The sequence below is a fragment of the Rhodovulum sp. FJ3 genome, assembly GCF_032918305.1.
Lineage (GTDB): Bacteria > Pseudomonadota > Alphaproteobacteria > Rhodobacterales > Rhodobacteraceae > SAT37.
On the sequence record NZ_JAWJUU010000005.1, the window covers coordinates 157,720 to 184,181 of the forward strand.

The 26,462-nt window shown below is 60.6% G+C and carries 23 protein-coding genes; 12 read left to right on the plus strand and 11 right to left on the minus strand.

The features are described 5' to 3' along the window. The first annotated feature begins 30 nt into the window (after window positions 1-30). Window positions 31-1,098: a zinc ABC transporter substrate-binding protein gene (locus R1W00_RS14725; RefSeq protein WP_317263523.1), complete on the plus strand. Its 1,068-nt coding sequence runs from the start codon at window positions 31-33 to the stop codon at window positions 1,096-1,098. On the opposite strand, the gene hpbA is transcribed toward R1W00_RS14725, so the two are convergent. Continuing rightward, the gene (gene hpbA, locus R1W00_RS14730) at window positions 1,099-3,135 is read right to left on the minus strand and encodes an N-methyl-L-proline N-demethylase HpbA (protein WP_317263524.1); all 2,037 of its coding nucleotides are present in this window, start codon (window positions 3,133-3,135) and stop codon (window positions 1,099-1,101) included. It abuts the gene before it with no gap. 99 nt (window positions 3,136-3,234) lie between these two features. Here hpbA and R1W00_RS14735 point away from each other — a divergent pair, with 99 nt between their 5' ends. The 3 genes from R1W00_RS14735 (at window position 3,235) to R1W00_RS14745 (ending at window position 6,400) form a co-directional block, all read left to right on the plus strand. Continuing rightward, window positions 3,235-3,882 carry a TetR/AcrR family transcriptional regulator gene (locus R1W00_RS14735; RefSeq protein WP_317263525.1) on the plus strand — a complete coding sequence of 216 codons (648 nt, stop codon included), beginning with the start codon at window positions 3,235-3,237 and terminating at the stop codon, window positions 3,880-3,882. A 185-nt stretch (window positions 3,883-4,067) separates the two neighbouring features. Further along, window positions 4,068-5,306: an aromatic ring-hydroxylating dioxygenase subunit alpha gene (locus tag R1W00_RS14740; protein WP_317263526.1), complete on the plus strand. Its 1,239-nt coding sequence runs from the start codon at window positions 4,068-4,070 to the stop codon at window positions 5,304-5,306. 2 nt (window positions 5,307-5,308) lie between these two features. Continuing rightward, window positions 5,309-6,400 (plus strand): hybrid-cluster NAD(P)-dependent oxidoreductase, encoded by a 1,092-nt coding sequence (locus R1W00_RS14745; protein WP_317263527.1) that lies wholly within the window; start codon window positions 5,309-5,311, stop codon window positions 6,398-6,400. Between the two features lie 65 nt (window positions 6,401-6,465). Here the strand turns inward: R1W00_RS14745 and R1W00_RS14750 are convergent, their stop codons facing one another. Continuing rightward, window positions 6,466-7,440, minus strand: a complete 975-nt coding sequence (locus tag R1W00_RS14750) for a GlxA family transcriptional regulator (RefSeq protein WP_317263528.1) — start codon at window positions 7,438-7,440, stop codon at window positions 6,466-6,468. Between the two features lie 105 nt (window positions 7,441-7,545). Here R1W00_RS14750 and R1W00_RS14755 point away from each other — a divergent pair, with 105 nt between their 5' ends. From R1W00_RS14755 to R1W00_RS14780, 6 genes are all read left to right on the plus strand, one after another. Next, the gene (locus R1W00_RS14755; RefSeq protein WP_317263529.1) at window positions 7,546-8,799 is read left to right on the plus strand and encodes a sarcosine oxidase subunit beta family protein; all 1,254 of its coding nucleotides are present in this window, start codon (window positions 7,546-7,548) and stop codon (window positions 8,797-8,799) included. Window positions 8,800-8,819: 20 nt separating this feature from the next. After that, complete coding sequence (locus tag R1W00_RS14760) at window positions 8,820-9,122, plus strand: sarcosine oxidase subunit delta (protein WP_317263530.1); 303 nt, start codon at window positions 8,820-8,822, stop codon at window positions 9,120-9,122. Then, on the plus strand, window positions 9,119-12,127 hold the full coding sequence (locus R1W00_RS14765; protein ID WP_317263531.1) for a sarcosine oxidase subunit alpha: 3,009 nt from the start codon (window positions 9,119-9,121) through the stop codon (window positions 12,125-12,127). The genes R1W00_RS14760 and R1W00_RS14765 overlap by 4 nt, the downstream gene beginning before the upstream one ends. After that, window positions 12,124-12,687, plus strand: coding sequence for a sarcosine oxidase subunit gamma (locus R1W00_RS14770; RefSeq protein WP_317263532.1), 564 nt, complete (start codon window positions 12,124-12,126; stop codon window positions 12,685-12,687). Before R1W00_RS14765 ends, R1W00_RS14770 begins: the two co-directional genes overlap by 4 nt. A 36-nt stretch (window positions 12,688-12,723) precedes the next feature. Beyond that, window positions 12,724-14,130 carry an L-serine ammonia-lyase gene (locus tag R1W00_RS14775; protein WP_317263533.1) on the plus strand — a complete coding sequence of 469 codons (1,407 nt, stop codon included), beginning with the start codon at window positions 12,724-12,726 and terminating at the stop codon, window positions 14,128-14,130. 328 nt (window positions 14,131-14,458) lie between these two features. Then, a complete protein-coding gene (locus tag R1W00_RS14780) occupies window positions 14,459-15,457 on the plus strand; it encodes a LysR family transcriptional regulator (protein ID WP_317263534.1) in 999 nt (332 codons plus the stop codon). Window positions 15,458-15,484: 27 nt separating this feature from the next. Here R1W00_RS14780 and R1W00_RS14785 read toward each other — a convergent pair whose 3' ends face one another. From R1W00_RS14785 to R1W00_RS14810, 6 genes are all read right to left on the minus strand, one after another. Further along, window positions 15,485-16,741, minus strand: coding sequence for a TRAP transporter large permease (locus R1W00_RS14785; protein WP_317263535.1), 1,257 nt, complete (start codon window positions 16,739-16,741; stop codon window positions 15,485-15,487). Between the two features lie 15 nt (window positions 16,742-16,756). Further along, window positions 16,757-17,314, minus strand: coding sequence for a TRAP transporter small permease (locus R1W00_RS14790; RefSeq protein ID WP_317263536.1), 558 nt, complete (start codon window positions 17,312-17,314; stop codon window positions 16,757-16,759). Further along, entirely contained in the window at window positions 17,314-18,285 is a 972-nt protein-coding gene (locus R1W00_RS14795) for a TRAP transporter substrate-binding protein (RefSeq protein WP_317263537.1), read from the minus strand. Before R1W00_RS14795 ends, R1W00_RS14790 begins: the two co-directional genes overlap by 1 nt. A gap of 132 nt (window positions 18,286-18,417) precedes the next feature. Continuing rightward, window positions 18,418-19,173: a glucose 1-dehydrogenase gene (locus tag R1W00_RS14800; RefSeq protein ID WP_317263538.1), complete on the minus strand. Its 756-nt coding sequence runs from the start codon at window positions 19,171-19,173 to the stop codon at window positions 18,418-18,420. A 28-nt stretch (window positions 19,174-19,201) separates the two neighbouring features. Next, window positions 19,202-20,230: a transketolase family protein gene (locus R1W00_RS14805; RefSeq protein WP_317263539.1), complete on the minus strand. Its 1,029-nt coding sequence runs from the start codon at window positions 20,228-20,230 to the stop codon at window positions 19,202-19,204. Next, window positions 20,227-21,078, minus strand: a complete 852-nt coding sequence (locus tag R1W00_RS14810) for a transketolase (protein WP_317263540.1) — start codon at window positions 21,076-21,078, stop codon at window positions 20,227-20,229. Before R1W00_RS14810 ends, R1W00_RS14805 begins: the two co-directional genes overlap by 4 nt. Before the next feature lie 216 nt (window positions 21,079-21,294). Between R1W00_RS14810 and R1W00_RS14815 the strand changes: the two genes are divergently transcribed. Both R1W00_RS14815 and dhaL read left to right on the plus strand, forming a co-directional pair. Next, entirely contained in the window at window positions 21,295-22,113 is an 819-nt protein-coding gene (locus tag R1W00_RS14815) for a sugar phosphate isomerase/epimerase family protein (RefSeq protein ID WP_317263541.1), read from the plus strand. 1 nt (window position 22,114) lies between these two features. Beyond that, window positions 22,115-23,854, plus strand: coding sequence for a dihydroxyacetone kinase subunit DhaL (gene dhaL, locus R1W00_RS14820; RefSeq protein WP_317263542.1), 1,740 nt, complete (start codon window positions 22,115-22,117; stop codon window positions 23,852-23,854). A gap of 551 nt (window positions 23,855-24,405) precedes the next feature. Here the strand turns inward: dhaL and R1W00_RS14825 are convergent. From R1W00_RS14825 to R1W00_RS14835, 3 genes are read right to left on the minus strand one after another with little or no spacing between them, the layout of a single operon-like run. Further along, the gene (locus R1W00_RS14825; RefSeq protein ID WP_317263543.1) at window positions 24,406-24,861 is read right to left on the minus strand and encodes an RpiB/LacA/LacB family sugar-phosphate isomerase; all 456 of its coding nucleotides are present in this window, start codon (window positions 24,859-24,861) and stop codon (window positions 24,406-24,408) included. An 18-nt stretch (window positions 24,862-24,879) separates the two neighbouring features. Next, window positions 24,880-25,644 carry a triose-phosphate isomerase gene (locus R1W00_RS14830; RefSeq protein WP_317263544.1) on the minus strand — a complete coding sequence of 255 codons (765 nt, stop codon included), beginning with the start codon at window positions 25,642-25,644 and terminating at the stop codon, window positions 24,880-24,882. Then, window positions 25,641-26,420 (minus strand): DeoR/GlpR family DNA-binding transcription regulator, encoded by a 780-nt coding sequence (locus R1W00_RS14835; protein ID WP_317263545.1) that lies wholly within the window; start codon window positions 26,418-26,420, stop codon window positions 25,641-25,643. Before R1W00_RS14835 ends, R1W00_RS14830 begins: the two co-directional genes overlap by 4 nt. Window positions 26,421-26,462 lie beyond the last annotated feature (42 nt).

Here is a 26,462-nt window from a genome sequence, read left to right on the forward strand (position 1 = left end):
ATTATGTTATAAAATCACATGAGAGAACGGATGTCCACCAAGCTCTATTTCAGCACGGCCCTGACCGCCCTTTTTGCCGGTTCCGCAATGGCCGCCCCGCCCGAGGTCAGCGTCGACATCGCCCCCGTGCACAGCCTTGTCGCGCAGGTCATGGGCGATCTGGGGGAACCCAATCTGATCGTGTCAAACGGTGCTTCGCCGCATGAATACGCCCTGCGCCCATCACAGGCAGGCGACCTGCAAAACGCGGGGCTTGTGTTCTTTGTGTCGCCTGATTTGACCCCGTGGCTGGTGGATGCGGTCGACAATCTGGCCACGAATGCCAAGGTCATCGAGTTGATTGAGGCCGACGGCACCGCGACCCTGCCCTTCCGTGAGGGTGCCTTGTTTGAGGCGCATGACCATGATGATGACCACGATGAACATCATGAGGGTCACGACGACCATGAGCATCACGACGAGCACCATGATGAGCACGAAGAACACCACGACGAGCATCACGATGATCATGAGGACCATGAGGCGCACCATGATGAGGACCATCACGACGCACATGACCATCATGGCCATGATCATGACGGCGTAGACCCGCATGCGTGGCTGTCGCCCGCGAATGCGGCTGCATGGATTGATGTCATCGCGGCCGAATTGATCGCCGCAGACCCTGATAACGCGGTCTCCTATCGTGCCAATGCGGCCAAGGCAAAATCGGGTCTGGATGCCCTGAACGCAGACATCACCGCGACCCTCGCTCCCGTGCAGGGCAAAGGCTTCGTCGTCTTCCACGATGCCTATCAGTACTTTGAGACGGCCTTCGACATTCCCGCCACGGGGTCGATCACCGTATCCGATAGCACAGATCCCAGCCCCGCGCGCATCCGCGACATCCAGACCCGCGTTGCCGAAAACAACGTGGCCTGCGTCCTGTCCGAACCGCAATTCGACCCCGGCATTGTAGATGCCGTGATGCAGGGCAGCCCTGCAAACACCGGCGTGATTGACCCCTTGGGCGCGCATGTGACGCCGGGGCCCGATCACTATGGCCAGATGATGCGCGACATGGCCGGATCGCTAGCCACCTGCCTTAGCGGGTCCTGATTACAGAACCCGCGCCAGTCGCAGACCATCATAGATCGCGGCGTGCGTATTGCGCGCCGCGACCGCATCCCCGATCCGGAACAGGCGGAACGCGCCATCGGGGTTCGGGGCGACCTCTTGGGGGGCGCCATTGGCAAAGGCCTCATAGTCCACAGCACCAAGGTTGCGTGAGCGCGGTTTCAGGTCGAAGTACAGATCATCCAACGGCCGCGTGCCGTTGTTGACCACCACCTGATCGACCAGCCGGTCCTGTGTCATTCCGCCGTAATCCGAGCCAAGCGTCGCGCGCAGTTGGTTCCCCTCCCGCTCGACCGAAATCAACCGCCACGTCACGGTAAAGGTCACGTCGCGGGCCTGCAGCGTGCGCATATAGGGCACAAGGTTCATCGCCATGACCTCGGGCGCAAAGGACCGGTCGGGGGTGACGATTTCGACATGCGCACCCGTGGCGGACACCACATCGGCGGCCTGCAACGCGGCGTGATCGCCCGCATCGTCAAAGATCAAAACGTTCTGCCCCGCCGCGACATCCCCCGACAGGATATCCCACGCCGACACGACCAGATCATTGCCCGAGGCCAAAACATCCGTATGCGGGAAACCACCAGTGGCGATGATCACCTCATCGGGAGTAGTGGCCAGAACGTCCTCGGCCTCGGCAAAAGTGTCGAACCGGAACTGCACGCCCAGCTTCTGACATTGATCATAGCGCCATTGAATGATCGACATCATCTCACGCCGACGTTCCTGAAGCGCGGTCAGACGGATTTGCCCGCCCGGTTGGTTCGCAGCCTCAAGCACCGTAACGCTATGCCCACGGGTCGCGGCGACGCGCGCGGCCTCAAGCCCCCCGGGCCCAGCGCCCACAACCGTCACCCGTTTCGGGGTCTCGGCGGGGGCAATATCGTGGGGCTGTTCGATTTCGCGCCCTGTGGACGGGTTGTGCAGGCACAGGGCCATGCCCCCCTGATAAATCCTGTCCAGACAATAGTTTGCGCCGACACAGGGACGAATGTCGTCCTCACGCCCCTCAAGAACTTTGCGCATCAGATGGGGATCGGCCATATGCGCGCGGGTCATGCCGACCATGTCCAGCTTGCCCGAGGCGATGGCGTGACGCGCGGTCGCCACATCGGGGATTTTCGCCGCGTGAAAAGTCGGGATCTGCGTTTCGGCGCGGATTTGCCCCGCGAAATCCAGATGGGGCGCGTTGCGCATGCCTTGGATCGGGATCACGTCGGTCAGGCCCGCGTCAGTGTCGATATGGCCACGGATCACGTTCAGGAAATCGACCATCCCGCAGTCCCGCAAACGGCGCGAGATTTCCATGCCATCCGCCGCCGTCAGACCGCCCACCAGATCCTCATCCGCCGTATATCGCACCCCAACGATGAACTGATCGCCAACCCGTTCGCGGATGGCCGACAGCACGTCAAATGTGAACCGCAACCGGTTGTCCAGATTGCCGCCATAGGGAGCGTCCAGATCGTTGGTCAGGGGCGACCAGAACTGGTCCATCAGGTGGCCATAGGCCTGAATTTCCACACCATCCAGACCGGCGGCCTGCATCCGTTCGGCGGCATCGGCATAGTCGGTGATGATGCGGGCGATATCCCAATCCTCGGCCCTTTTCGGAAAGGCACGGTGGGCGGGTTCGCGTGCGTGACTGGGCGAGACGACCGGCAACCAATCCGCCTTGTCCCAGCGCGTCCGGCGCCCAAGATGGGTCAACTGGATCATCACCGCGCAGTCATGGTCGTGGCATTCATCGGTCAGCTGTTTCATCCAGCCGACCACCTCATCCTTCCATGCGAGAATGTTGTTGAACACCGGCGGGCTATCGCGGGCCACAGACGCAGACCCGGCGGTCATCGTCATCGCCACACCGGCCCGCGCGCGTTCGACGTGATAGGCGCGATAGCGGTCCTTGGGCATGCCGTCCTCGGGATAGGCGGGTTCGTGACTGGTGATCATCACGCGGTTTTTCAGGGTCAGGTGTTTCAACTGATAGGGCTGCAACAGGGGATCGTTGGACATGGCGCACCTTTAGAGAATCAAATCTGTTGCCAGTAGGATTTGCAAAATGTACAGTTGTGTCAATTATTAGATCACACATGAACATTTCACGGATTGGCGATGACTGAGGACACGGATCAGGATCGAGGGTGGCGCGGATCGCCGGACCTGTGGCTGAACGCGGCCTATGAGATGCTGATCGACAAGGGCGTGGACGGCGTGAAAATCATGCCTCTGGCCACGGCGCTGAACCTGTCGCGGACCAGTTTTTATTGGTTCTTCAAGGACCGAAAGCAATTGCTGTCGGCCCTTTTGGACCGGTGGGAGGCCACGACGACCGCCCCCCTGATCGCCGCGACAGATGCCTATGCCGCCACCAAGTCCGAGGCGATGCTGAACGTTCTGGCGACGTTTATCGGACCGGACGGGTTGGACGCGCGTCTGGAATACGCGGTGCGCAACTGGGCGCAACAGGACGCGAACACCATGGCGCGAGTGCAGGCCGCAGATGCCGCGCGACTGGGGGCGCTGCGCGCATTGTTGGAGCGGTGGGGGCACACACCGGATGACGCGGATGTGCGGGCGCGGACGATCTATCTGGTGCAGATCGGCTATATTTCCATGCAAAGCGACGAGGACATCAGCCTGCGTATTTCCCGCGTGCCCAGCTATGTCGAAATCTATACCGACAACCGCCCCACAGACGGGGAAATGGCGCGGTTTTGCGCCCAGATCGGGACGGGCACAGCGGCCCTAAAACACGCGTAAAAGTCGCAACAGGTCGCCTTGCCCCCCAGTAATGTCGCAATCCGTTCAGACGGGTTCGGCGCAACTGGGCCAACTGGTCCGCAAGTCAGCCCGTTTTGGTCCGCCAGCTCGGTGTCTGCGATTCACACCAACCGTTTTGATCTGGCTCTCCTCCCGCCTGCCGGATCGCCTTATAGGAGCCTTCCATGTTGCGCGAACCCGAAGTCCTGTCCCTGTTGATGCGCCGCACCCCCGGCTATAGCTTGGCCCAAGATTTCTACTGCGACCCCGGTGTCTTTCAGGTCGATATGGACCAGATCTGGTACCGCGACTGGGTCTTTGCGATTCCGTCCTGTGAAATCCCGAAAACCGGCGATTTCGTGGTCTATGATCTGGGCGTCTATTCGGTCGTGATCGTGCGCGGCAGCGATGGCAAAATCCGTGCTTTCCACAACTCGTGCCGCCACCGTGGGTCGGTCCTGTGCAAAAGCAAAAAGGGCAGCAACCCGAAACTGGTCTGCCCCTATCACCAGTGGACCTATGAACTGGACGGTAGCCTGCTTTGGGCGCGCGATATGGGCCCCGATTTCGATGCGTCGAAACATGGTCTGAAACCGGTGCACTGTGAAAACCTGTCGGGCATGGTCTATATCTGTGTCGCCGATCAGGCCCCGCCGATCGAAGAATTCGCCGCCCAGACCGCGCGCTATCTGGCGCCGCATGATCTGGAAAACTCCAAGATCGCCTATGAGAGCACCATCGTCGAGAACGGCAACTGGAAGCTGGTCTGGGAAAACAACCGCGAGTGCTATCACTGTGCGGGCAACCACCCGTCGCTGTGCCGTACCTTCCCCGAAGATCCCCGCGCCATCGGCAACGACGAGAGCGGCGAGATGGCCGAACTGTCGAAAAAGCACTTTGACAAATGCGAAGCCGCTGGTGCGCCCTCGGCCTACCTGATCTCGGAACTGGGCGATTGGCGGTTTGTGCGCACGCCCCTGCTTGGCAGCGGCGAGAGCTACACGCTGGACGGTAAGGTCGCGGTGACGATCCCGAACTCGAACCTGCCGTTCCGCGATGCGGGTTCCCTGTTGAAATTCCGCTATCCGGCGACGTGGAACCACTTCCTGTCGGACCACATCCTGTTGTTCCGCATCACCCCGATCAGCCCGACCGAAACCGAGGTTTGCACGAAATGGATCGTGCACAAGGACGCCGAAGAGGGCCGTGATTACGACCTGACGCGCCTGACCGAGGTCTGGATCGACACCAACGACGAGGACAAAGAGGTCGTGGAAAACAACCAACGCGGCATCCTGTCCCCTGCCTATGAACCCGGACCCTATTCGGAAACCCACGAGGGCGGCTTGATCCAGTTCTCGGACTGGTATGCCGACACGCTGGTCCGTGGGATCACCGGCGTCACCACCATCGCGGCGGAATAATCATGGCGACCCAGACCACCCCTTTTACCGCATCGGCCGATAGCGAAATCTGGACCGACATCGAGGAACTGGAATGCTGTGCGGTGGTGCCTGAGGCACCAAACACCGCGACGTTCAGCTTTGTCGCGCCTAGTGGTGCCCTGTTCAAATACCTGCCCGGTCAGTTCCTGACGCTGGAACTGCCGGTGCCGGGGGGCACGGTGTGGCGGACCTATACGATCTCGTCCTCCCCCTCGCGCCCCCTGTCGATTTCGGTGACGGTCAAGGCCCAGCCCGACAGTGTCGGCACGCGCTGGATGCTGGATCACCTGAAACCCGGCATGCGGATCAAGGCGACGGGTCCCGCAGGTCTGTTCACACTGGACACCAAGGCGCGCAACAAAAAGTACCTGATGATCTCGGCAGGCTCGGGCGTCACGCCCACCCTGTCGATGCTGACCTATCTCTATGACCGTGGCACGGATACGGACGTGTCCGTCATCAACTGCGCCAAACGCCCGATGGACATCATTGGCCGCCGGTCCCTTGCCGCAATGGCTGCGCGGGTGCCGTCGATCAAGCTGACGTTCATCGTCGAAGAGGACGATCCGTTTCAGGTCTGGACCGGCTATCGCGGACAGTTGAACCAGATCATGATCGGCCTGATCGCCAGCGACTATCTGGAACGCGATGTGTTCTGCTGTGGTCCCGAGCCGTTCATGGACGCCGTGCGCGAAATGCTGATCGCACTTGGCTACAACATGGACAACTACAACCAAGAGAGCTTTGTCGCGCCGGTCAAGGCCGAGGAACAGGTCGAAGCCCCCGATGACGTCATTCTGGACGAAACCGCATCGGCCAGCATCACCTTTGCCAAGTCCGATCTGACCGCCGATTGCACCGAGACCGACACGGTTCTGGCGGTTGCGAAATCGTCGGGTCTGAACATCGCGTCGGGCTGTACCTTTGGCGTTTGCGGCACCTGTAAGGTCAAGAAACTGAACGGGAATGTCCACATGGTGCACAACGGCGGCATCTCTGAGGACGACATCGAAGCAGGCTATATTCTGGCCTGTTGTTCAAAACCGATCGGCCAAGTCGAAATCGACATCTAGGGGCCGATCCTCCCTCCGCCCCCGCGCGCTGCGGGCTCCACATTCTCTTTCGTGTGGGGGCGGATTTAACGGGTCGCTTTGCGGTATTCGGCGGGCGACGTGCCGCGATTGGCCTTCATCACCCGCGACAGGTGCGAGGCATCGCAAAACCCGCAGGACAGCGCGATTTCGGCAATTGAATCCGTGCCTTGGCGCAACCGCGTGCAGGCCTTTTCCAGACGCAGATCGACATAGACCTTTTGCGGCGTTTGGCCCAGATCCTCAACGAACCGCCGCTCTAGCGTGCGCCGCCCGACACCCAATCCCGCCGCCAGATCGTTCAGGGTTTTGGGCACCTCGATGTTCTGCACCATTGCGTGCACCGCGCGTTTGACCAACGGGTCACGGGCACGGCGCGACGGAACTTGGGCGGGTTGCGGACGTTCGCCCCCCATCGCCTCATCAATCATCATGATATTCAGGCTTTTGGTCGCGGCCGCCTGCCCGATGTGACGCGCCACCAGAAACGCCGCCAAATGCGCCGCGCCCTGCCCGCCCGAACAGGTCAGACGATCCCGATCCACCACGAACAGCTGATCCGAAACGGGGCGTTCCGTGTCGAACCGGTCGACAAAATCCTGATGGTGGAACCAACTGACACAACAGCGATATCCGGCCAGCAACCCCGCCTCTTGCAGGATGAAAACACCGGTACATAGACCGATCAACGGCACCCCCGCCGCCCCCGCGCGACACAGGTAATCGGTCATTTCGGCGCTGATCACGCTCTGGTCCCCGATAAGGCCGCCCACCACCACGATATAGTCATACCGTCCCGCATTGCGCAGCCGCGTTTCGGGTTGCAGATGGATGCCGCTGCTGGACCGGATCGACGCCATATCGCCCGACAATACGGTCCAGTCACAATGGATGCGCCGCGATTTATCCGCGTCATCGGCGGCCAGACGCAAAACATCCACGAAATTGGCAAAAGCCGACATCGTGAAATTGTCCGCAAGGACAAAGGCGACATTCAGGTGTTTTGCAGGGCGATCTAGCATGATGAAATGACGTGAAAGTACCTCTATTGTGTCGTTATTATACCAATGCCGCAGGCGCGAACAGGTCAATATAATTTAGACCTCATTTGATTCTGCGGTGACCCAATGACGAATTTCAACGCCTTCAGCCTGTTGAAAAACGCCCTTAGCGGGCACAAAAACTGGACCGAGCAATGGCCCGATAGCCAACCCAAGGACGAATATGACGTCGTCATCGTGGGCGCGGGCGGCCATGGTTTGGGTGCGGCCTATTACCTTGCCAAAGAGCACGGCATCACCAATGTCGCCGTGATCGACAAGGGCTGGCTGGGCGGTGGGAACACCGGTCGCAACACCACGATCATCCGCTCGAACTATCTCTATGACGAGAGCGCGCGACTGTACGATCACGCGGTCGATCTGTGGCAGGACCTCAGCCAAGAGCTGAACTATAACGTCATGTATTCGAACCGCGGCGTTCTGATGCTGGCGCACAACGTGCACGACGTCCAAAGCTTTACCCGCCACATCCACGCCAACCGGTTGAACGGGGTCGATAACCGGTGGCTGACGCCCGAAGAGTGCAAAGAGTACTGCCCGCCGTTGAACATCGACAAGAACGCCCGCTATCCCGTGATGGGCGGCGCGCTGCAGGAACGTGCAGGCACCGCTCGCCACGACGCCGTTGCATGGGGCTATGCCCGTGCCGCCGCCGCGCGTGGGGTCGACATCATCCAGAACTGCGCCGTCAACGCGATCCGCCGTCACCCCGATGGCTCGGTCGCCGGCGTTGAGACCGCCAAGGGCTTCATCAAGGCGAAAAAGGTTGCCGTTTCAGCCGCCGGTCACACCTCGGTCGTGATGCAGACCGCCGGTGTGCGCCTGCCGCTGGAGAGCTATCCGTTGCAGGCGCTGGTCTCGGAACCGGTCAAACCGATCTTCCCCTGCGTGGTCATGTCGAACGCCGTTCACGCCTACATCAGCCAGTCCGACAAGGGCGAGTTGGTCATCGGCTCAGGCACCGACCAATACACCAGCTATAGCCAACGCGGCGGCCTTCCGTTGATCGAGCACACCGTGGCCGCGATCACCGAGGTCTTCCCGATGTTCAACCGGATGCGCATGCTGCGCAAATGGGGCGGCATTGTGGACGTGACGCCCGACCGTTCGGCGATCATCTCGAAGACGCCTGTTCAGGGTCTGTACGTCAACTGTGGTTGGGGCACCGGCGGGTTCAAAGCCACGCCGGGCGCCGCGCATACCTTTGCCCATACCGTGGCCAAAGACGAGCCGCACCCGATCAACGCCCCCTTTACCATGGAACGGTTCCGCACCGGCCGTCTGATCGACGAAGCCGCCGCCGCCGCCGTGGCCCACTAATACGGATTGAGGACGCCCAGATGCTTTTGATCCACTGCCCCTATTGCGAGGAAACCCTGCCCGAGGCGGAATTCGCCTATGCCGGTCAGGCCCATGTTATCCGCCCCGAGAACCCCAGCGGCGAAACCGATGAACAATGGGAAGAGTTCCTGTTCATCCGCGAAAACCCCAAGGGCCCGCATTACGAACGCTGGCGCCACATCCACGGATGCGGCCGGTTCTTCAACGCCCTGCGCGACACGGTTAGCGACCGTTTCTACACCACCTACAAGGCCGGCGAACCGCGTCCGGACCTGTCCGACTTCTTGGGAGATGACGCATGAGCACCTATCGCGTCACCGGCAAAGGCCGCGTCGATACCTCGCGCGCCGTGAACTTTACCTTTGATGGCAAGACCTACACCGGTGCGGCGGGCGACACGGTCGCCTCGGCCCTGCTGGCCAACGGCGTTCACCTGATGGGGCGTTCGTTCAAATACCACCGTCCCCGTGGTGCCATCGCCGCCGGTTCGGAAGAGCCTAACGCCCTGATCGGCACCCGTCGCGGCGCAGGTCGTTTCGAACCCAACACCCGCGCCACCGTTCAGGAAATCTGGCCGGGTCTGGAAACCGTCTCGCAGAACAAATTCCCCAGCCTGAAGTGGGACGTGGGTGCCGTAAACGACGCGGCCTATATGCTGTTCTCGGCGGGGTTCTATTACAAGACGTTCATGTGGCCCAAATCCTTCTGGGATAAGGTGTATGAGCCGTTCATCCGCGCCGCCGCCGGTCTGGGCGTGTCGCCGACGGAAAACGATCCCGACACCTATGCGTCGCGCTATCTTCATTGCGATATCCTGATCGTGGGCGCGGGCCCCGCCGGTCTGGCCGCCGCGCGCACCGCTGCGGGCAAGGGCCTGTCGGTTGTGATCGTGGACGAAAACGCCGAAATGGGCGGCAGCATCCTGAGCGAACCGCAGGCGACCATCAACGGCACACCCGCATGGGATTGGCTACAGAGCGAACTGGCGGACCTCAAGGCCGCTGGGGTCAAGCTGATGACGCGCACGACCGCGATCGGCTATTACCACGAGAACATGATCGGCATGGTCGAAAAACTGACCGATCACCTGACCGATCTGCCCAAAGACACCCCGCGCGAACGGATGTGGCGTGTGCGTGCGAAACAGGTCGTTCTGGCCCAAGGTGCGCTGGAAAAACCGCTGGTCTTCCACGGCAACGACCGTCCGGGCGTGATGCTGTCGGGGTCCGCACAGACCTATCTGAACCGCTATGGCGTTCTGGTGGGCAAGCGTCCCGCGGTCATCACCAGCCACGATAGCGCATGGTTCTCGGCCTTTGATATGCAAGACGCAGGTGCCAAGGTGCAGGCGATTGTCGACACCCGCCACACCGTCCGCGACGATCTTCTGGCCATGGCGCGAGAGCGTGGCATCACGGTCAAGACCGGCCACACCGCCACCGCCACCGCCGGTCGTCTACGCGTGTCGAAACTGCGCGTGAACCCCGTCAACAGCGGCACGGTCGGTGCCGGTGAATGGATCGGGTGCGACTGCGTTCTGATGTCGGGCGGCTGGACACCGTCCCTGCACCTGTTCTCGCACACCAAAGGCAAACTGACTTGGGACGAGGATATGACCACGTTCCTGCCCGACGAGACGCCCGAGGATTGCGTGATCGCAGGTGCCGGTCGTGGTCTGTGGGGGATTGAGGCCGTCCTGAACGACGGCGCGACCCGCGCAAGTGAGGTTCTAAGCGCGCTGAGCGCCGCCACCGATGCGCCGACGTTTACCGTGGGTGAGGATCGCACCGGCAGTGGCATCACCATGCGCGAACTGCCCACCGACCGCAGCCCGGGCAAGGCCAAGGCGTTCGTCGATTACCAAAACGACGTGACCGCCAAGGACCTGCGTCTGGCCGTGCGCGAAGGCATGCGTTCGATCGAGCACGTCAAGCGCTACACCACCAACGGGATGGCCACCGATCAGGGCAAGATGTCCAACATCAACGGTCTGAACATTGCCTCGGACGCCCTTGGCAAACGTCAGCCCGAGGTGGGCCTGACCACCTTCCGTCCGCCCTATACCCCGACCACTTTCGGGGCCTTTGCGGGCTATCACCGTGGCGATCATTTTGAGGTCACGCGCAAGACCCAAATCGACCCGTGGGCCGAGGCCAACGGCGCGGTGTTCGAACCCGTTGGCCAATGGCGCCGCGCGTGGTATTTCCCCAAAGGCGGGGAAACCATGGATCAGGCCGTCAGCCGCGAATGCGCCGCAACGCGCAATTCGGTCGGGATTTTTGATGCCTCGACCCTTGGCAAGATTGAGGTCGTCGGCCCCGATGCGGTGGAATTCATGAACCGCATGTACACCAACCCGTGGACGAAACTGGCCCCCGGTCGGTGCCGTTATGGCCTGCTCTTGGGCGATGACGGGTTCATCCGCGACGATGGTGTGATCGGTCGCCTGTCGCAGGACCGGTTCCACGTCACCACCACCACCGGTGGCGCGGCGCGGGTTCTGAACATGATGGAAGACTACCTGCAGACCGAATGGCCCGACCTGAACGTCTGGCTGACCTCGACGACCGAGCAATGGTCGACCATCGCCCTGAACGGTCCGAACGCGGCAAAACTGCTGGCCCCGTTTGTTGAGGGGGTTGAGCTGACCGAGGCCGCCTTCCCGCATATGTCCTGTGTGGAATGCACCGTCGCGGGCTTCCCCGCGCGTCTGTTCCGTGTCAGCTTTACCGGCGAGATCGGGTTTGAGGTCAACGTGCCCGCCCCGCATGGCCGCGCTCTGTGGGAAAAACTGTGGGAGGCCGGTCAGCAATACGGCATCACCGCATACGGCACCGAAACCATGCACGTTCTGCGCGCGGAAAAGGGCTATATCATCGTCGGTCAGGACACTGACGGCACGGTTACGCCCTATGACTGTGACATGGGTTGGGCGATTGGCAAGGCCAAGCCGGACTTTGTCGGCAAGCGCGGTCTGGCCCGTCCGGACCTGATGGATCACAGCAACCGCAAGCATCTGGTTGGCCTTCTGACCGACGACAACAGCAAGCTGGAAGAAGGCGCACAGATCGTGTTCGACCCGAACCAGCCCCTGCCGATGACGATGGTGGGCCACGTGACCTCGTCCTATGACACGGGCACGATGGGCCGTCCGATTGCACTGGCACTGGTCAAAGGTGGTTTGGAGAAAATGGGCGACACCGTCTATATCCCCATGCCCGACCGCACCATTTCCGCCAAGATCACCGGGACCGTTTTCCTTGATCCCGAAAACAGCCGCCTCAAGATCAAAGAGGGTGACGCATGAGCATCTCGATTTCTCCTCTGAACCCGACCGTGATCGGGGACACCGCCGCCGTGCGTGTGGCGCAAATGGCCCCTGTTGGTCGCCTGTCCCTGCGGGCACGCGGGGATCTGGCGGCGCTGAATGGCGCGCTGGGTCTGACCCTGCCAACCAAGATCGGCACGCGCGCCACGGCGGGCGATCTGACCGCGGCCTGCCTTGGTCCGGACGAATGGGTTCTGACCATGCCCGAGGGCGACGTTGCCGGTGTTGAGGCCGCTTTGGCAGGGGCCTATGACGCCCTGCCCCATAGCGTCACCAATATCTCCGCCCGCGAGGTCACGTTCGAGATCACCGGCCCCATGGCCGAGACCTTGATGACCATCGGCTGTCCCCGTGACATGGCGTCGATGGGCGAAGGCGCGGTGCGTCGGACCATGTTCGACACCGCAACCGTGGTTCTGTGGCGTGACGGCGCGGATGCCTTCCGCATGGACGTCTGGAACAGCTTTGCAGGCTTTGTCGCGCAAACGCTGGAAACCGGTTGCCGCGAGTTGGCGGCGGATATGGCACGCGCAGGCTAATCGGCCTGCGCCCCACCCTGAACGGCGAGAGAACGGATGTTCCTATCGGTCTTTGACATTTTTAAGGTCGGTATCGGCCCGTCCTCGTCGCACACGATGGGGCCGATGCTGGCCGGTGCGCGGTTCGTTGACGAACTGTCGCGCGGCTTTGGCAAATATCCGGGCTGTGGTCCGTTGGCGCGGCTACAGGCCACGCTGCACGGCTCGCTTGCCTTTACGGGCAAGGGCCATGCGACTGATCGCGCCGTGATCCTTGGCCTCTGCGGTCTGCGTCCTGATACGCTTGACCCCGACAGTGTGGATGATCTGGTCGCCAAGATCGAAGAGGTCAAACAGATTGAGGTTCCCGGTTTTGAACCCCTGCTGTTCGATCCAGCGACCGATCTGATTTTCGACTATGGCCCCCCGCTGGAGGGTCACGCGAACGGCATGGTCCTGCGCGGTTTGGACATGGACGGGAACACCTATTACGCCCAGACCTACTATTCGGTTGGCGGCGGGTTCATCGTCACCGCCGAGGAACATGAGGCCGCGCAAAACGCGACCTCGCTGCATGACGAAAAGCAATCGCTGCACTTCCCCTACCCGTTCGGCACCGCATTCGAGATGCTGGAAATGGGTCGCAAGTCGGGCAAATCCATCGCCGAGATGAAGCGCGCGAATGAAGCCACGATTCACGGTCATGACCTTGACCGCAAGCTCGACAATATCCGCGCGGTGATGGACGAATGCATCGATCGCGGCCTTACCCAAGAAGGCATCCTGCCCGGCGGCCTGCGCGTCAAACGCCGCGCCAAGTCGATCCACGAACAGCTGATGCGCGAGCGCGGCCTGAACCAACCCGCACCCCACGTCGCGAATGACTGGATGAGCGTCTATGCCATGGCGGTGAACGAGGAAAACGCCGGCGGTGGCCGCGTCGTAACATCGCCCACCAACGGGGCGGCGGGCGTTGTGCCGGCGGTCATGCGCTATTACCGTGACCATTGCGCCGGTGCGTCGGATGAGGGCGCGCGCGATCTGTTGTTGGTTGCCGCCGCGATTGGTGGTCTGATCAAACACAACGCGTCTATTTCGGGCGCCGAGGTCGGCTGTCAGGGCGAGGTCGGCTCGGCCGCCGCTATGGCCGCCGCAGGTCTTTGCGCCGTTTTGGGCGGCACGAACGAACAGATTGAAAATGCGGCCGAAATCGCGCTGGAACATCACCTCGGGATGACATGCGATCCGGCGGCAGGCCTCGTTCAGGTGCCCTGCATCGAGCGAAACGCCCTCGGCGCGATCAAGGCGGTCTCTGCGGCCAGCCTGTCTCTGCGCGGAGATGGGACGCATTTCATGCCGCTGGATAACTGTATCCGCGTGATGATGGAAACGGGTCGCGATATGGACGTGCGTTACAAGGAAACATCGCAAGGTGGCATCGCGGTAAACCTGCCCGAGTGCTAGCAGCTACGGCGAACGACGGGCGAGAGTGGACACCCAAGATCCCCTTCCCCGTCGGGATACCCACCAGGATTCAGGGTGATATGAACGCGGTTCATGATCCTCGGCAAGGCCGTGCTAGGCACATGTAGTAGAGCCGCACAAGACGACGGTTCCCGACAAAAAGGCGTCGTGCCCGCTGGCCAAGGTGAACCCACAGTTCCGCGCAGGTGCGCCGAACATGCTCTGGGTCAACAATTCCACCAACCTCGTCACAGTACGTCTGAAAACGGTTCTACAGCGAGCCCACTTGCAGCTTTCTGTTCGGGTGGAAGTGACTTAGGCTGATCCCATGGTGATGGACCTGAATCTGAACGCAATGAACCACTTCGAAGCGGTTGCCCGTCTGGGCGGTGTGTCGAAGGCTGCGCAGGAGTTGGGGGTGTCACCCTCGGCGGTTAGCCAACAAATTCGCCAGTTGGAGCAACAATTCGGGGTGCGCCTGTTTCGACGCGAAAAGCGTCGTCTGGTTTTGACAGGGGATGGGGAGCGTCTGTTCCAAACCACAACGCAGGCGTTCCGGATGATGCGTGATGTTCAGTCCGCCATTAAACGTCAGCGTAAGAACCGACATTTTATTATGCGGGTGTCTCCGTCCTTTGCGGTGCGCTGGCTCGGGCCTCGGGTGAAATCCTTCCTCGATGCTGAACCCGATTGGGATCTTCGGATCGACGCAGCCCCCGATTTCTCGGACTTCGAAACCGAGGTTGTCGATCTGGACCTTCGTTACGGCGAAGGCGGCTGGCCGGGGCTGCATGAAGAATGCGTGATGAGCGACTACGTGCTTCCGATGTGTTCGCCTGACTATCTGGCAAAACTGCAAGAACTGTCCGACAATCCCATTGGGCAACTGCTCAACGCGCGGCTGATCGACTCTGTGAAAACCCACTACCGCTGGGACTTCTGGCTCGCGCGGGCGGGGATCATGGGCGAAAAGATGGTCTATCCGTTGCGCTTTGACCGCTCGTCGATGGCCCTTCAGGTGGCGCGCGACGGCGGTGGGGTTGTGTTGGAAAGCACAACGCTTGCGATTAACGAGCTGGAAAGCGGGGCGTTGGTGCCGCTGTCCAACGCCTTTGAGGTGATCCGCTTTCCCGCCTATTGGATCGTCTGCCCGCCGCGCCATACGAGCCGCCGGATCGTGCGTCTGTTTACGGAATGGATCCGTGCCGAAGGTGAAGCGCATGACACCCGGGTGCAACAGCTCCTGAACCGTTTGGATTGTCAAATCCGCGATGTGGTCGGCCGTCAGGTGCCAGGGGTTGAATTCGTCCCCGCCCAAGAAAATTGACCCCCGAACGTTCGGGGGCCAGTTGCATTAGTAGATGGTGAGGAACGGTAGGTAGGATATGAGCAACAAGACGGCTATCCCTACCGCGTAGAACGGCAACAGCGCCTTCACCACTGAATCGATCCTCGCTTCGGCTATGGCCGCTGATATGAACAATGTCGTGCCCACAGGCGGCGTGTAGAGGCCGATGGCGAGGTTTACGACCATCATCAGACCCAGTTGCACCAGATCAAGTCCGATGGCGTTGGCGATGGTCACAAACAGCGGGCCGAGCAGCAGAACTGCGGCGGGCAGATCGAGGAACGTGCCGACGATCAGCATGATCACGTTAAGTGCCAAAATCACCATCCAAGGTTCGCTCAGGGCGCTCGTGACCCACATGGCCAATGCTTGGGGCGTGCGTTCCGCCGTCAGAATCCACTGGATCGCGCTCGACGCCATGATGATGATCATCACCGCCCCCGTCATTGCACCCGTGTCGATCATCGAACGCCAAATGTCTTTGAACGTTAGGTCGCGATAGACGACGCCCGAGATCAGAAGCGCATAGCCAACGGCCATCACAGAGACCTCGGTCGGGGTGGCAATGCCAAAGCGCAGTGTCCCAATGACGAAGATCGGCATGATCAAAGCGGGCAGTGCGTGGATCAGTTGCGATTTATATGCACGAAAGCCGCCAGGTAGCTCTGCGGTCGGCAGGTTCAGGCGCTTGGACATGAAATGGACCGCGCCGAACATCCCGACACCGAGCATGACACCGGGGATAATGCCTGCAACAAAGAGGTCAATGATCGAGGTGTTTGACACCAGACCATACAGGATCAGCGGAATCGACGGGGGGATCAGCACCGACACGGTTGACGACGAGGCGTTGACCGCAGCGGCGAAGCCTGCTGGGTAGCCTTCTTTTTTCTGAACGGGGATCAGGGCATTGCCCAGAGCCGAAGCATCCGCCACGGCCGAGCCGGAGACGCCGCCAAACATCACTGAGCCGATGATCGAAACCTGTGCCAGACCGCCCTTGAACCGCCCCACGAAAAGCTTGGCGATATTCACAAGATACTCGCCGAACTTGCCCGACATCATCAAGTTACCCGCAAGGATAAAGAACGGGATCGCGAGCATCGGGAAACTTTGGGTCGGCGAATAGAGACGCTGTGCGATGACGGCCATCGGCTTGCCATTGGCCCACAGGGCAATACCCGTCGCGCCCAACATAGCCTGAGCCACAGGCACGGAAATCAACAGAAGGACCGGAAACACCCAGATCAAGAGTTTGACCATCTCGGGCTCCTTTATTTAGCTGTAGCTGACGGGGGAATTGTCTGCCGCGTCTTGACCGCTCAAGATCAGACGCACGACATTCATCGCCGCGTTCAAAGCCATACAGGTGAAGGCGTAATACAGGCTGATGTAGCCCCAGTATTGCGACACGGGAATTTCGGAGAGACGCTGAAATTTAGAAGCGTTCACGATCGGTTGGCTGGTGTAGACCACCGTCACGGCAATTGCGCAGATCAAAGCGTTGACCAAGATCGCAACAGCGGCTCGAACGGGCGCGGGAAGAACGGACACCAGCACATCAACCGAGATGTGATGCGCGCGGACGCTGGCCACGGCAATGCCACCGGCAACAAGCCACGGAAACAGGATCGAGTGGATTTCATAGGCCCATGCCAGACCATCGCCCATGATGTAGCGCAGGAAGACATTGACCAGCAGAGCAAAGAATGTCGCCGCCAGAGTGCCGACGATGATGGCTTGCCCGGAAACTTCGATCACCCGATCGACAAGCTTGAACAGCGAAAACAGGGGGCGACCAACGCCGCCCCCTTTTTTAGTATCCCCAGCGGGCATCACTGAGCGGCCTCACGCAGGGCGGAGATCAGATCGCCGAACTGTGCTTCGTAGGTCTCATAAACCGATGCAGTGGCGTCGATGAATGCCTGACGGTCTTGGACCTCGGCAAAGGTTGCGCCTTCGGCTTCCATGGTCGCACGCAGCTCGTTGCCTTGGGACAGGGAGAGACCACGCTGATACCAACCAGCTTCTTTAGCAGAAGACTCGATGCAGGATTGGGTGCCTTCGTCCAGCGACGACCACCATGCCAGCGAAGCGACAACGGGGGTCGATTCATACTTGTGGCCGGTCATGGTCACATAGGAGGTGATCTCGTGCAGTTTGGCCGAGTAGATGTTGGTCAGCGGGTTTTCCTGACCTTCGAACACGCCAGATTGCAACGCGGTCGGCAGTTCGGACCATGCCAACGGAGCAGGCGAAGCGCCCAGAGCTTCGAAGGTCGCGATGGTCACTTCATCGGACGGGGTGCGGATTTGCATGCCGCCGAGATCGGCAGGGGTCGGAACGTTTTTGCCCGTGTGAGTTACGTGGCGGATACCGTTGTCCCAGAAGGTCAAGATTTTCAGGCCAGCGTTCTGCGCCTTGGCATCGAGCATCTCGCCGACTTCACCGTCAACCACGGACCACACGGTCGGCAGGTCTTCAAACAGGAACGGCAGGCCAAGCATGCCGGCTTCGGGGACGATCTGTGCCAGCGGGCCTTGGCTGTTGGCGGACATCTGGATCACGCCTGCGGCGGTCGAGGTCAGCATTTCGACATCGTTGCCCATGGTCGCCGAGGCGGCAACGTTGACGGTGGTTTCGCCGCCGGTACACGCGGGAACCAGAGCGGCAAACATTTCAGCCGCCGCGTAACGCGGGTTGCCGGGGTTGGCGCCGTGAGCAAATACGATTTCGTCGGCAAAGGCAGGCGCCGCGGCGCTCAGAATCGTTGCGCCGAGAATGGTGGATTTGATGGTGGCTTTCATGGTTTTCCTCCCAATAGGTTCGGACGGTTTCCTCCCCGTCCTGCCGGATGATCCGGCGGTAACCCGACATGTTTTGACATGACGGAATTTCTGTCTGACTGCCACCCGTGTGGCGGCAGTCAGGTAATTTTGTCAGTGAATGAGCGAGCCGCCGTTCACATCGACCTCGGTACCTGTGCAGTAGGACGACAGGTCAGAGGCAAGGAACAGGGCACAGCCAGCTACATCATCAGCAGTGCCAGCGCGGCCCATCGGGATGCCTTCAAGCACCATGGCGCGCATCTCGTCGGTCAGTTTGCCTGCGGTGATATCGGTCGCGATGAAGCCGGGGCAGATCGCGTTGAAACGCACGCCATCAGGCGCACATTCGCGGGCCATTGCCTTAGTCAGGCCAAGGATGCCTGCCTTGGCCGCCGAGTAATGCGGTCCGCCGAAGATACCGCCGCCGCGCTGTGCAGAGACCGAGGACAGGTTCACAACCGAGCCGGTTTTGCGACCGCGAAAGTGCGGGATCAGCGCTTGGCTCATGTAGAGCGTGCCGCGCAGGTTCACGTCGAGGACGGCCTCGTAGTTTTCGGGCTGGATGTCCATGATCTTGAGCGGCTGGGTGATGCCTGCGTTGTTGACCAGAATGTCAACGGCACCCCATTTGGCGATCAACTCATCAGCCACTTTCTGGCAGGCATCCTTATCGATCACGTTACAGGCGAGACCGATGTGACCCGACCCGGGCAGGTCGTTTGCTGCGGCCTGTGCTTGCTCGGCGTTCAGGTCGAGAATGGCAACCGTTGCGCCGTGTTCAGCAAAGAGTTTGGCCGTTGCCTTGCCCAAGCCGCGCGGAGAGGCCGCGCCCGTGACGATAGCAAATTTGCCGTCGAGAAGTCCCATTTTTCTTCCTTTCGTTAGTGCCGCGCCGTTAGAGCCAGCCGCGGATTTGTTCGGCGACCTTTGCGGTGCTCAGGCCGTACATGTCGTGCAAGGTGGGCAGCGCGCCCGCCTCGAGGAATTGATCGGGGAGGCCGATTTGGCGAAAGGCGGGAGTCACCCCCGCCCGCAGCAGGGTGGCTGCCACGGCCTCGCCCAGACCGCCGATCACCGTGTGGTTTTCGGCCGTCACCAGAAGCCGCCCTTTGGCGGCCTCATCGAGAATGGTTGCAGTATCGAGCGGCTTGATCGTCGGGCAGTGCAGCACGGCCACATCAATACCGTCCTTGGCCAGAAGTTCCGCAGCGTCGAGCGCCCGCATCGTCATGATGCCGGAGGTCACGACCAGAACGTCTTTGCCCTCGCGGATCATTTGCGCTTTGCCCAGTTGGAACCGGTAGTCGGGCTTGTAGCGGGTCAGGACGGACGGCACGTTGCCGCGCAACAGGCGGGCGTAGACGGGGCCGTCGTGATCCACCATCGCAGGCACCATCTGGGCGACATCTGTGGCATCAGCGGGGTCGATGATCGTCATGTTCGGCAGTCCGCGAAAGATTGCTAGATCTTCGGTCGCTTGATGGCTCGGGCCGTAACCGGTGGTCAGACCGGGCAGACCGCACACGATTTTGACGGGCAGGTTCTCTTCCGCAATCGCCATACAAATAAAGTCATAGGCGCGGCGAGACGCGAACACAGCATAGGTTGTGGCAAAGGGGATATAGCCCTCATGCGCCATCCCAGCAGCGGCAGAGATCAGCAACTGTTCGGCCATACCCATCTGATAAAAACGGTCGGGGTTGGCCTGTGCAAAGATGTGCAGGTCGGTGTATTTCGCCAGATCGGCAGAAAGGCCAACGATACGATCGTCCTGTGCGGCAACCTCGTTGAGGGCATGGCCGAAGGGCGCGGAAATGGTGTCATAACCTTCTGCCGCCAACGAGGCGATCATCGCACTCGTGGCGACCTTTTCGGTCGGGGCTTTGCGGGGCTCATATTTGCGGGCGCGGGCGTTCGCAGTCATGCCGGTGCTCCTTCGTCGAGAATGGCCAGCGCCTGATCCCATTCGTCGGCTTCAACGCGTACGAAGTGGGTGATCTCGCGGCTCTCAAGAAAGGGCACGCCCTTGCACATGGTGGTGTTGCAGATGATGACACGCGGGCAATCGCCCTCGTGGTTGCGCGCCGCGTCAAACGCCGCGACCAGCGCGTCCATATCGTTTCCGTCCACTTCCTGCGCGAACCACCCAAAGGCGTCCCATTTCGGCGCCTCGGGACCGACCGCCAAGGCCTCACGGCTGGGACCGTCGGCTTGTTGGTTGTTGAAGTCCACGATGCAGATCAGGTTGTCGAGTTTCCACTGGGTCGCGGACATCACCGCTTCCCATGTCGATCCCTCGCCGAGTTCACCGTCCGACATCAGATTGTAAACAAACTGGTCGCCGCCCTTGCGCTTGAGGCCCAGAGCCATGCCGACCGCAATGCCCAGACCGTGACCGAGCGATCCGCCTGTGATCTCCATCCCGGGGGTATAGGAGGCCATGCCAGACATCGGCATACGGCTGTCATCCATACCGTAGGTGTCGATCTCGTCCTCAGGCAGAACACCCGCCTCGATCAGCGCCGCATAAAGTGCGATGGCGTAGTGTCCGATCGACAGCAGGAAACGATCGCGCCCCTCCCATTCGGGATCGTCCGCCCGCATGCTCAGCGCATGGAAGTAGGAAACCGCCAGCACATCGGCCACGCCGAGGGCTTGCCCCACATATCCTTGACCTTGAACTTGCCCCATCAGGAGCGCCTTGCGCCGGATACCCCATGCGCGGCGCTCCAGTGACACGTTGGTCAGCTGTTTCGCTGTATCGATTGTCATATTTCCTCCCGTCGCAGCACCGAGATGCCGCGGTTGAGGGAGAGGATGGCCCTAAAATCTCGGGCAAAACAATCAAGCAAACTTAAATTTCTGTGAAGTATTTCTTCACAACTTTCAGCGTGGTTTTCGTTTTCAGCTTCCAGCTTTTTGTCTAGCCCTAAGAGGCTATTGCGCCGTGCGCCGAAACGCGTCGGCTTGGAGGAGACGGAGGAATTCATGAAAATCGGCTTGGGCAGTTACGCTTATCGCTGGTCCATCGGCATCAAGGACCAGGTGCCAAGCGAACCATTGAACGCATTCGACCTGTTGGATCGCGCGGAGGCACTCGGGCTGAAGGTCGTGCAGTATGCCGACAACATGCCGCTGGACCGCTACAGCGAAGCGGACCACCATCGCCTTTATGAAGTGGCGCAGGAGAAGGGCCTGACGCTTGAACTCGGCACGCAATGTTTCGACGCCGAAGAAGTGGACCGTTATCTGGAAATCGGCCAACGCCTGCATTCCAAAATCATGCGCGTCGCGCTTGACGAGGCGGATGGGCACATTTCCGTCGCCGATTTGGCCGAGCAGTTGCGTCCCCGCGTGGACAAGGCCCGCGCCGCAGGGATGAAGATCGCCATCGAGAACCACTTCAACTATCCCTCGCCGCGCATGGTCGAATTGCTGGACACGGTGAACGACGATCACCTTGGTGTCTGTTTGGATGTGGCCAACTCAATCTGCGCAAACGAATGGCCCGAAGAGACCATTTCGATGCTCGCCCCCTACACGATCAACCTGCATTTGAAGGACTACGAGATCACGCCAGATCCCTACGGTGTCGGTTTCCGCATTCACGGCGTTCCGTTGGGGCAAGGTCGCGCGCCCATCGAGTGGACGCTGGATCAGCTCAAACATTGCCCCGCCGATATGAGTGTCATTCTCGAGCACTGGCTGATGCTGGACGAGAACGGGCTTGAGGCTGCCATCGCCAAAGAACAGCCGTGGATCGAACAAACCACTGCCGCCGCCAAAGATTTCCTCAAAGGACGCTAAGATGACCGAAGATATTCGTACCAAGAAACTGATCAACGCGCCCGAAGAGATCGTGAACCACGCGCTGGAGGGGATGCTATCTGCGCACCCCGATATGCTGACGCTTGAGGGTGCAACGGGCCGCGCTGTGGTGGCCAAAGACGGGCCGCGTGACGGCAAGGTGGGCATCGTTATTGGCGGCGGGTCCGGACACGAGCCCGCCTTTGCGGGATACGTCGGGCGCGGTCTGGCGGATGCGGCGGCTGTCGGCAACGTCTTTGCCTCTCCGTCGCCCGAGCAGATCATGGATGCCGCCCGTGCTGCCGATGGTGGGGCGGGTGTGATGTTCCTTTACGGCAACTACACAGGCGACGTGCTGAACTTCGATATGGCCGCCGAAGAATGCGAATCCATCGGCGTGCCCGCACGCTCCGTGGCTGTGACCGACGATGTGGCCTCTGCCCCTGCCGACCGTATCGGCGAGCGCCGGGGAATCGCGGGCGACTTTTTTGTCTTCAAGATCGCAGGCGCTGCCGCCGAGCAGGGCCGTGATCTGGACGCCTGTTATGCCGCTGCCCAGAAAGCCAACGACAACTGTCGCTCCATGGGCGTAGCCCTGACCGCCTGTTCGTTGCCGCAAACGGGGAAGCCGAATTTCGAGATCGGTCATGACGAGATGGAAATCGGGATGGGCGTCCACGGTGAGCCGGGTATGCGCCGAGGCAAATTAGAGACCGCCGATGAGGTGACTGACGAACTGGTCGATGCCATCCTCAAGGACATGCCGCTGGGCACGGGCGACGAAGTGGCGTTGCTGGTCAATGGTCTGGGCGCAACGGGTCCGCTGGAACTCTACATCATCCACCGCCGTGTGGCGCAAATTCTGGCCCAGCGCGGTGTCTCGATCCACTATTCTTGGGTCGGTGAATATTGCACGTCGCTGGAGATGGCGGGTGCCTCCGTCACTGTTCTCAAGCTGGACGACGATTTGAAGTCGCTGCTCGACATGCCCTGCCGCACCCCTGCCTTGACCGTAACAGGCCAGCTTGAGCCGAAAGGCACCCGAACCAAGCGCCACCACGAGCAAGCCGTCAGTGCCGCAGACGTCGATCTGTCCACGCTCGCCAGTGATGGCGATGTGACGCCCGAAATCTTCCGCGCCATGATGCTCTCCATCGCCGATGCAATCCGCGAGAACCGTGATTGGCTATCGGAACTCGACGGCGTGATTGGCGATGGCGATCACGGCATCACCATGGACATCGGCTGGACCGCCGTGCGCGGCAACATCGAGACCCCGAAAACCGAAACCATCACTGCGATTTCCGAGACTATGGCAAAGTCGTTCCTAGATGCGGTCGGGGCGTCTTCGGGACCGCTTTATGCGTCGGCCTTCCGCAAGGCAGGCGAGGCTGTGTCGGATCGCCGGAACCTCGATGCGGCAGCGCTTGTCGCTTGGGTCGGGGGCATCTGTCTTGGCATTCAGTCCCGAGGCGGGGCGCAGGTCGGCGACAAAACGATGATCGACGCATGGGTGCCCGCGGTGGCCAAAGCCAAAGAGGCGTTACAAGCCGGTAAGGACACCGCCGGGTGTCTCGATGCCGCGATCGCAGGCGCGGCCAGCGGACGAGACTACACCGCGACGATTGAAAGCAGCCGTGGCCGCTCGGCCAAACTCGGTGAACGCTCTATCGGACACATGGATCCCGGCGCGGCCTCTGCCGTGGTCATGCTCAAAGCTATGCGCGCCGCATTGGCATAGCGCAGCGCCACGCTCAAAAATGGTCAAAGGGGGGCGTTGGGTCCCCCTTTTTTACGTGCGTAGCTCTCGCGTGTGATTATTGGACCGTGGTTGCCGAGGGCATACCCCGATCCGTGCAGGTCGTCTCTAAAGGGCCAACCGTGAAATTACCGCCGCACCGCTCCCCGACGCAGCCTTCCGCGCCTCGCGCGCCGGCATAGATCAGCGGTCTCGGTTCCTCAGTGGAGGTTCATTCAGCACTTCGCCGATATTCGGAATTTGTGCGACCATGCTAAAGGCAAGGAGCCCACAAAGGATGAGATTGAAGACTTGCTTGCGGGAATAGAAAAAGTTCTCAAAACGATTTTCTGAGTTCCCAATCCAGCCATGCGAACCCAACTCTTGAGGGCGGCCTTGGCCAAGGGTTCCGCCCTTCCCGTGATCCGTACCCGGCCTCGAACAGGGGGCCCGCGCATCTCGCTTGCCTTTATCGAACCTCACGCAGGTCTGACCTGCAAAAGGTCAGGCATTTGGGCCCCGCACGTGGGGCAAAAATGCCTGACGACGACCGCTTAGGCCGAGTGGTATTTCGCGTCGACCTCATTGATGGCCCGCACGTTTCCAGCGGACCGACCGGCGGGGTCAAAGCTAGCGGTCAGGAAAGCGTCTGCGATGTCTTTGGCCAGTTCGGCGCCGATCACACGTGCGCCCATTGTGATGATCTGGGCGTTATTAGAGGTTGCCGCCTTGCCCGCCGAGTATGTGTCATGACACTGGGCGGCGCGGATGCCTGGCACTTTGTTGGCCGCGAGGCATACACCGATGCCCGTGCCGCAGACCAAAATGGCACGGTCGAAATCGCCCGCCACAACGGCCGATCCGACGCGGTCGGACAGGTTGGCGTAAAAGGCGTCGGGGCCTTCCGGGGTTTCGGACAGGTTTTCAACTTCATAGGTTCCGGACAGGTAGTCCGAGAGAGCCTTGGCGAGGTCTTTACCGGCGCTATCGCCTGCAACTGCAATTTTCATGGTGTGTCCTTCCTAGGGTTAGATGACGGCTGCGCAGCGATTGAGGATGTCGAGATAGCCCTCGACGTTCCAAGCCGAGCGCCCGATGAACAGTCCGTCGATATGAGGGCAGCCGATCAGCTCTTCGCAGTTCTCGGGATTAACCGAACCGCCGTAGAGGCATGGCACCTTGCGGCCCAGCACATCCTCGGCGACCGCAATGATCTCGGCCTGACGCGCATCAGCGTAGTCAGAGGTCGCAGGGATACCGTTCACGCCGATGGCCCAAACGGGTTCATAGGCGAGCAGGATCGGAGCGGCTTTCTGTGTCTCGGACAGTTTGCCGAGCGCGCCGCGCACTTGCGCCTCAAGCACCTCGGCCGCGCGGCCCGCGTTGCGTTCGTCGAGCGTCTCGCCGATGCAGATCAGCGGGATGAGACCGTGGCGCACGGCTGCTTCGGTTTTCAGGCCGACGGTTTCGTCGGTTTCGCCGAAATGCTCACGACGCTCGGAATGGCCGAGTTCGACAATGTCGAGACCGCAGTCGGTGAGTTGAAGCGGAGAGACCTCGCCCGTCCAAGCCCCTTGATCGTCCCAATGCATGTTCTGCGCGCCGACGAGGACGTCGGACTGGGCGAGCAAGGATTTAACCTCTCGCACGGCGGTGAAGGAAGGAATGACAAATCGTTGAATCCGCGACGACGGGCTGGTGGTTTCACTCAGCTTGGCTGCAAAATCCTGCGCCTCGCCCAGTGTCTTGTTCATTTTCCAGCTGGTCCCAACCCAGAAGTCGCGGTGTGTCATGTGTGAGTCTCGTGTGATTTTGTGATCGTGAGTGTGATGCCTGCCGCATCAAGGGCCGCTTTGGCCACGGGTGCGGGGGTGGCATCGGTGATGATGTGGTCAAACTCGGACAGATCGGCGAGGTGGTGCAGCGCCGCCTTGCCGAAACGGGCATGGTTCACCAGCAGGCAGGTGACCTGCGCCTGATCCATCATCGCCCGCTTGGATCGCAGAACGTCGTCATCCATGTGATAGACTTTCGTGCCCGAAACGGCGGGTGTGGAGATAAAGGCGATGTCGGCGTGCAGGCGCGACAGGGCGTCCTCGGTGACCTTGCCGAGGTAGGCATTGAACTTGCTCGAATAGAGCCCGCCGAGTGCCAGAAGTGTGATGCCGGCTTCGGTCTTTAGCGCGTCGATAACCGCACAATTATTGGTGATTACGGTCAGGGGGCGCTTTGCAGTGCAGGCTTTCCCAAGGATCGCAGCAAGCGAGCCGTCGTTGATCATCACCGTCATTCCCGGTTCGATCAAGGCAAGCGCGGCATTGGCCATTGCGGTCTTTTCCGCAGCGCCTTGGCGTTCGCGAAACCGGAAATCGCTTTCAAAACGGGTGCCCGATTGGATCGTCGCGCCACCACGGATTTTGCGCAGCAACCCCTCGCCTTCAAGTTCGTCGAGATCACGGTGGATCGTCATTTTTGATACGGCAAAGCGCTCGGCCAAGCTATCGAGCTCGACCTCTCCTTCTGCGACCAGAAGGTCCATAATCGCTTGTTGCCTATCATCGCGTTTCATATCGCGCTCCTTTGTTCGTAACATTTCATATCACACAAATCT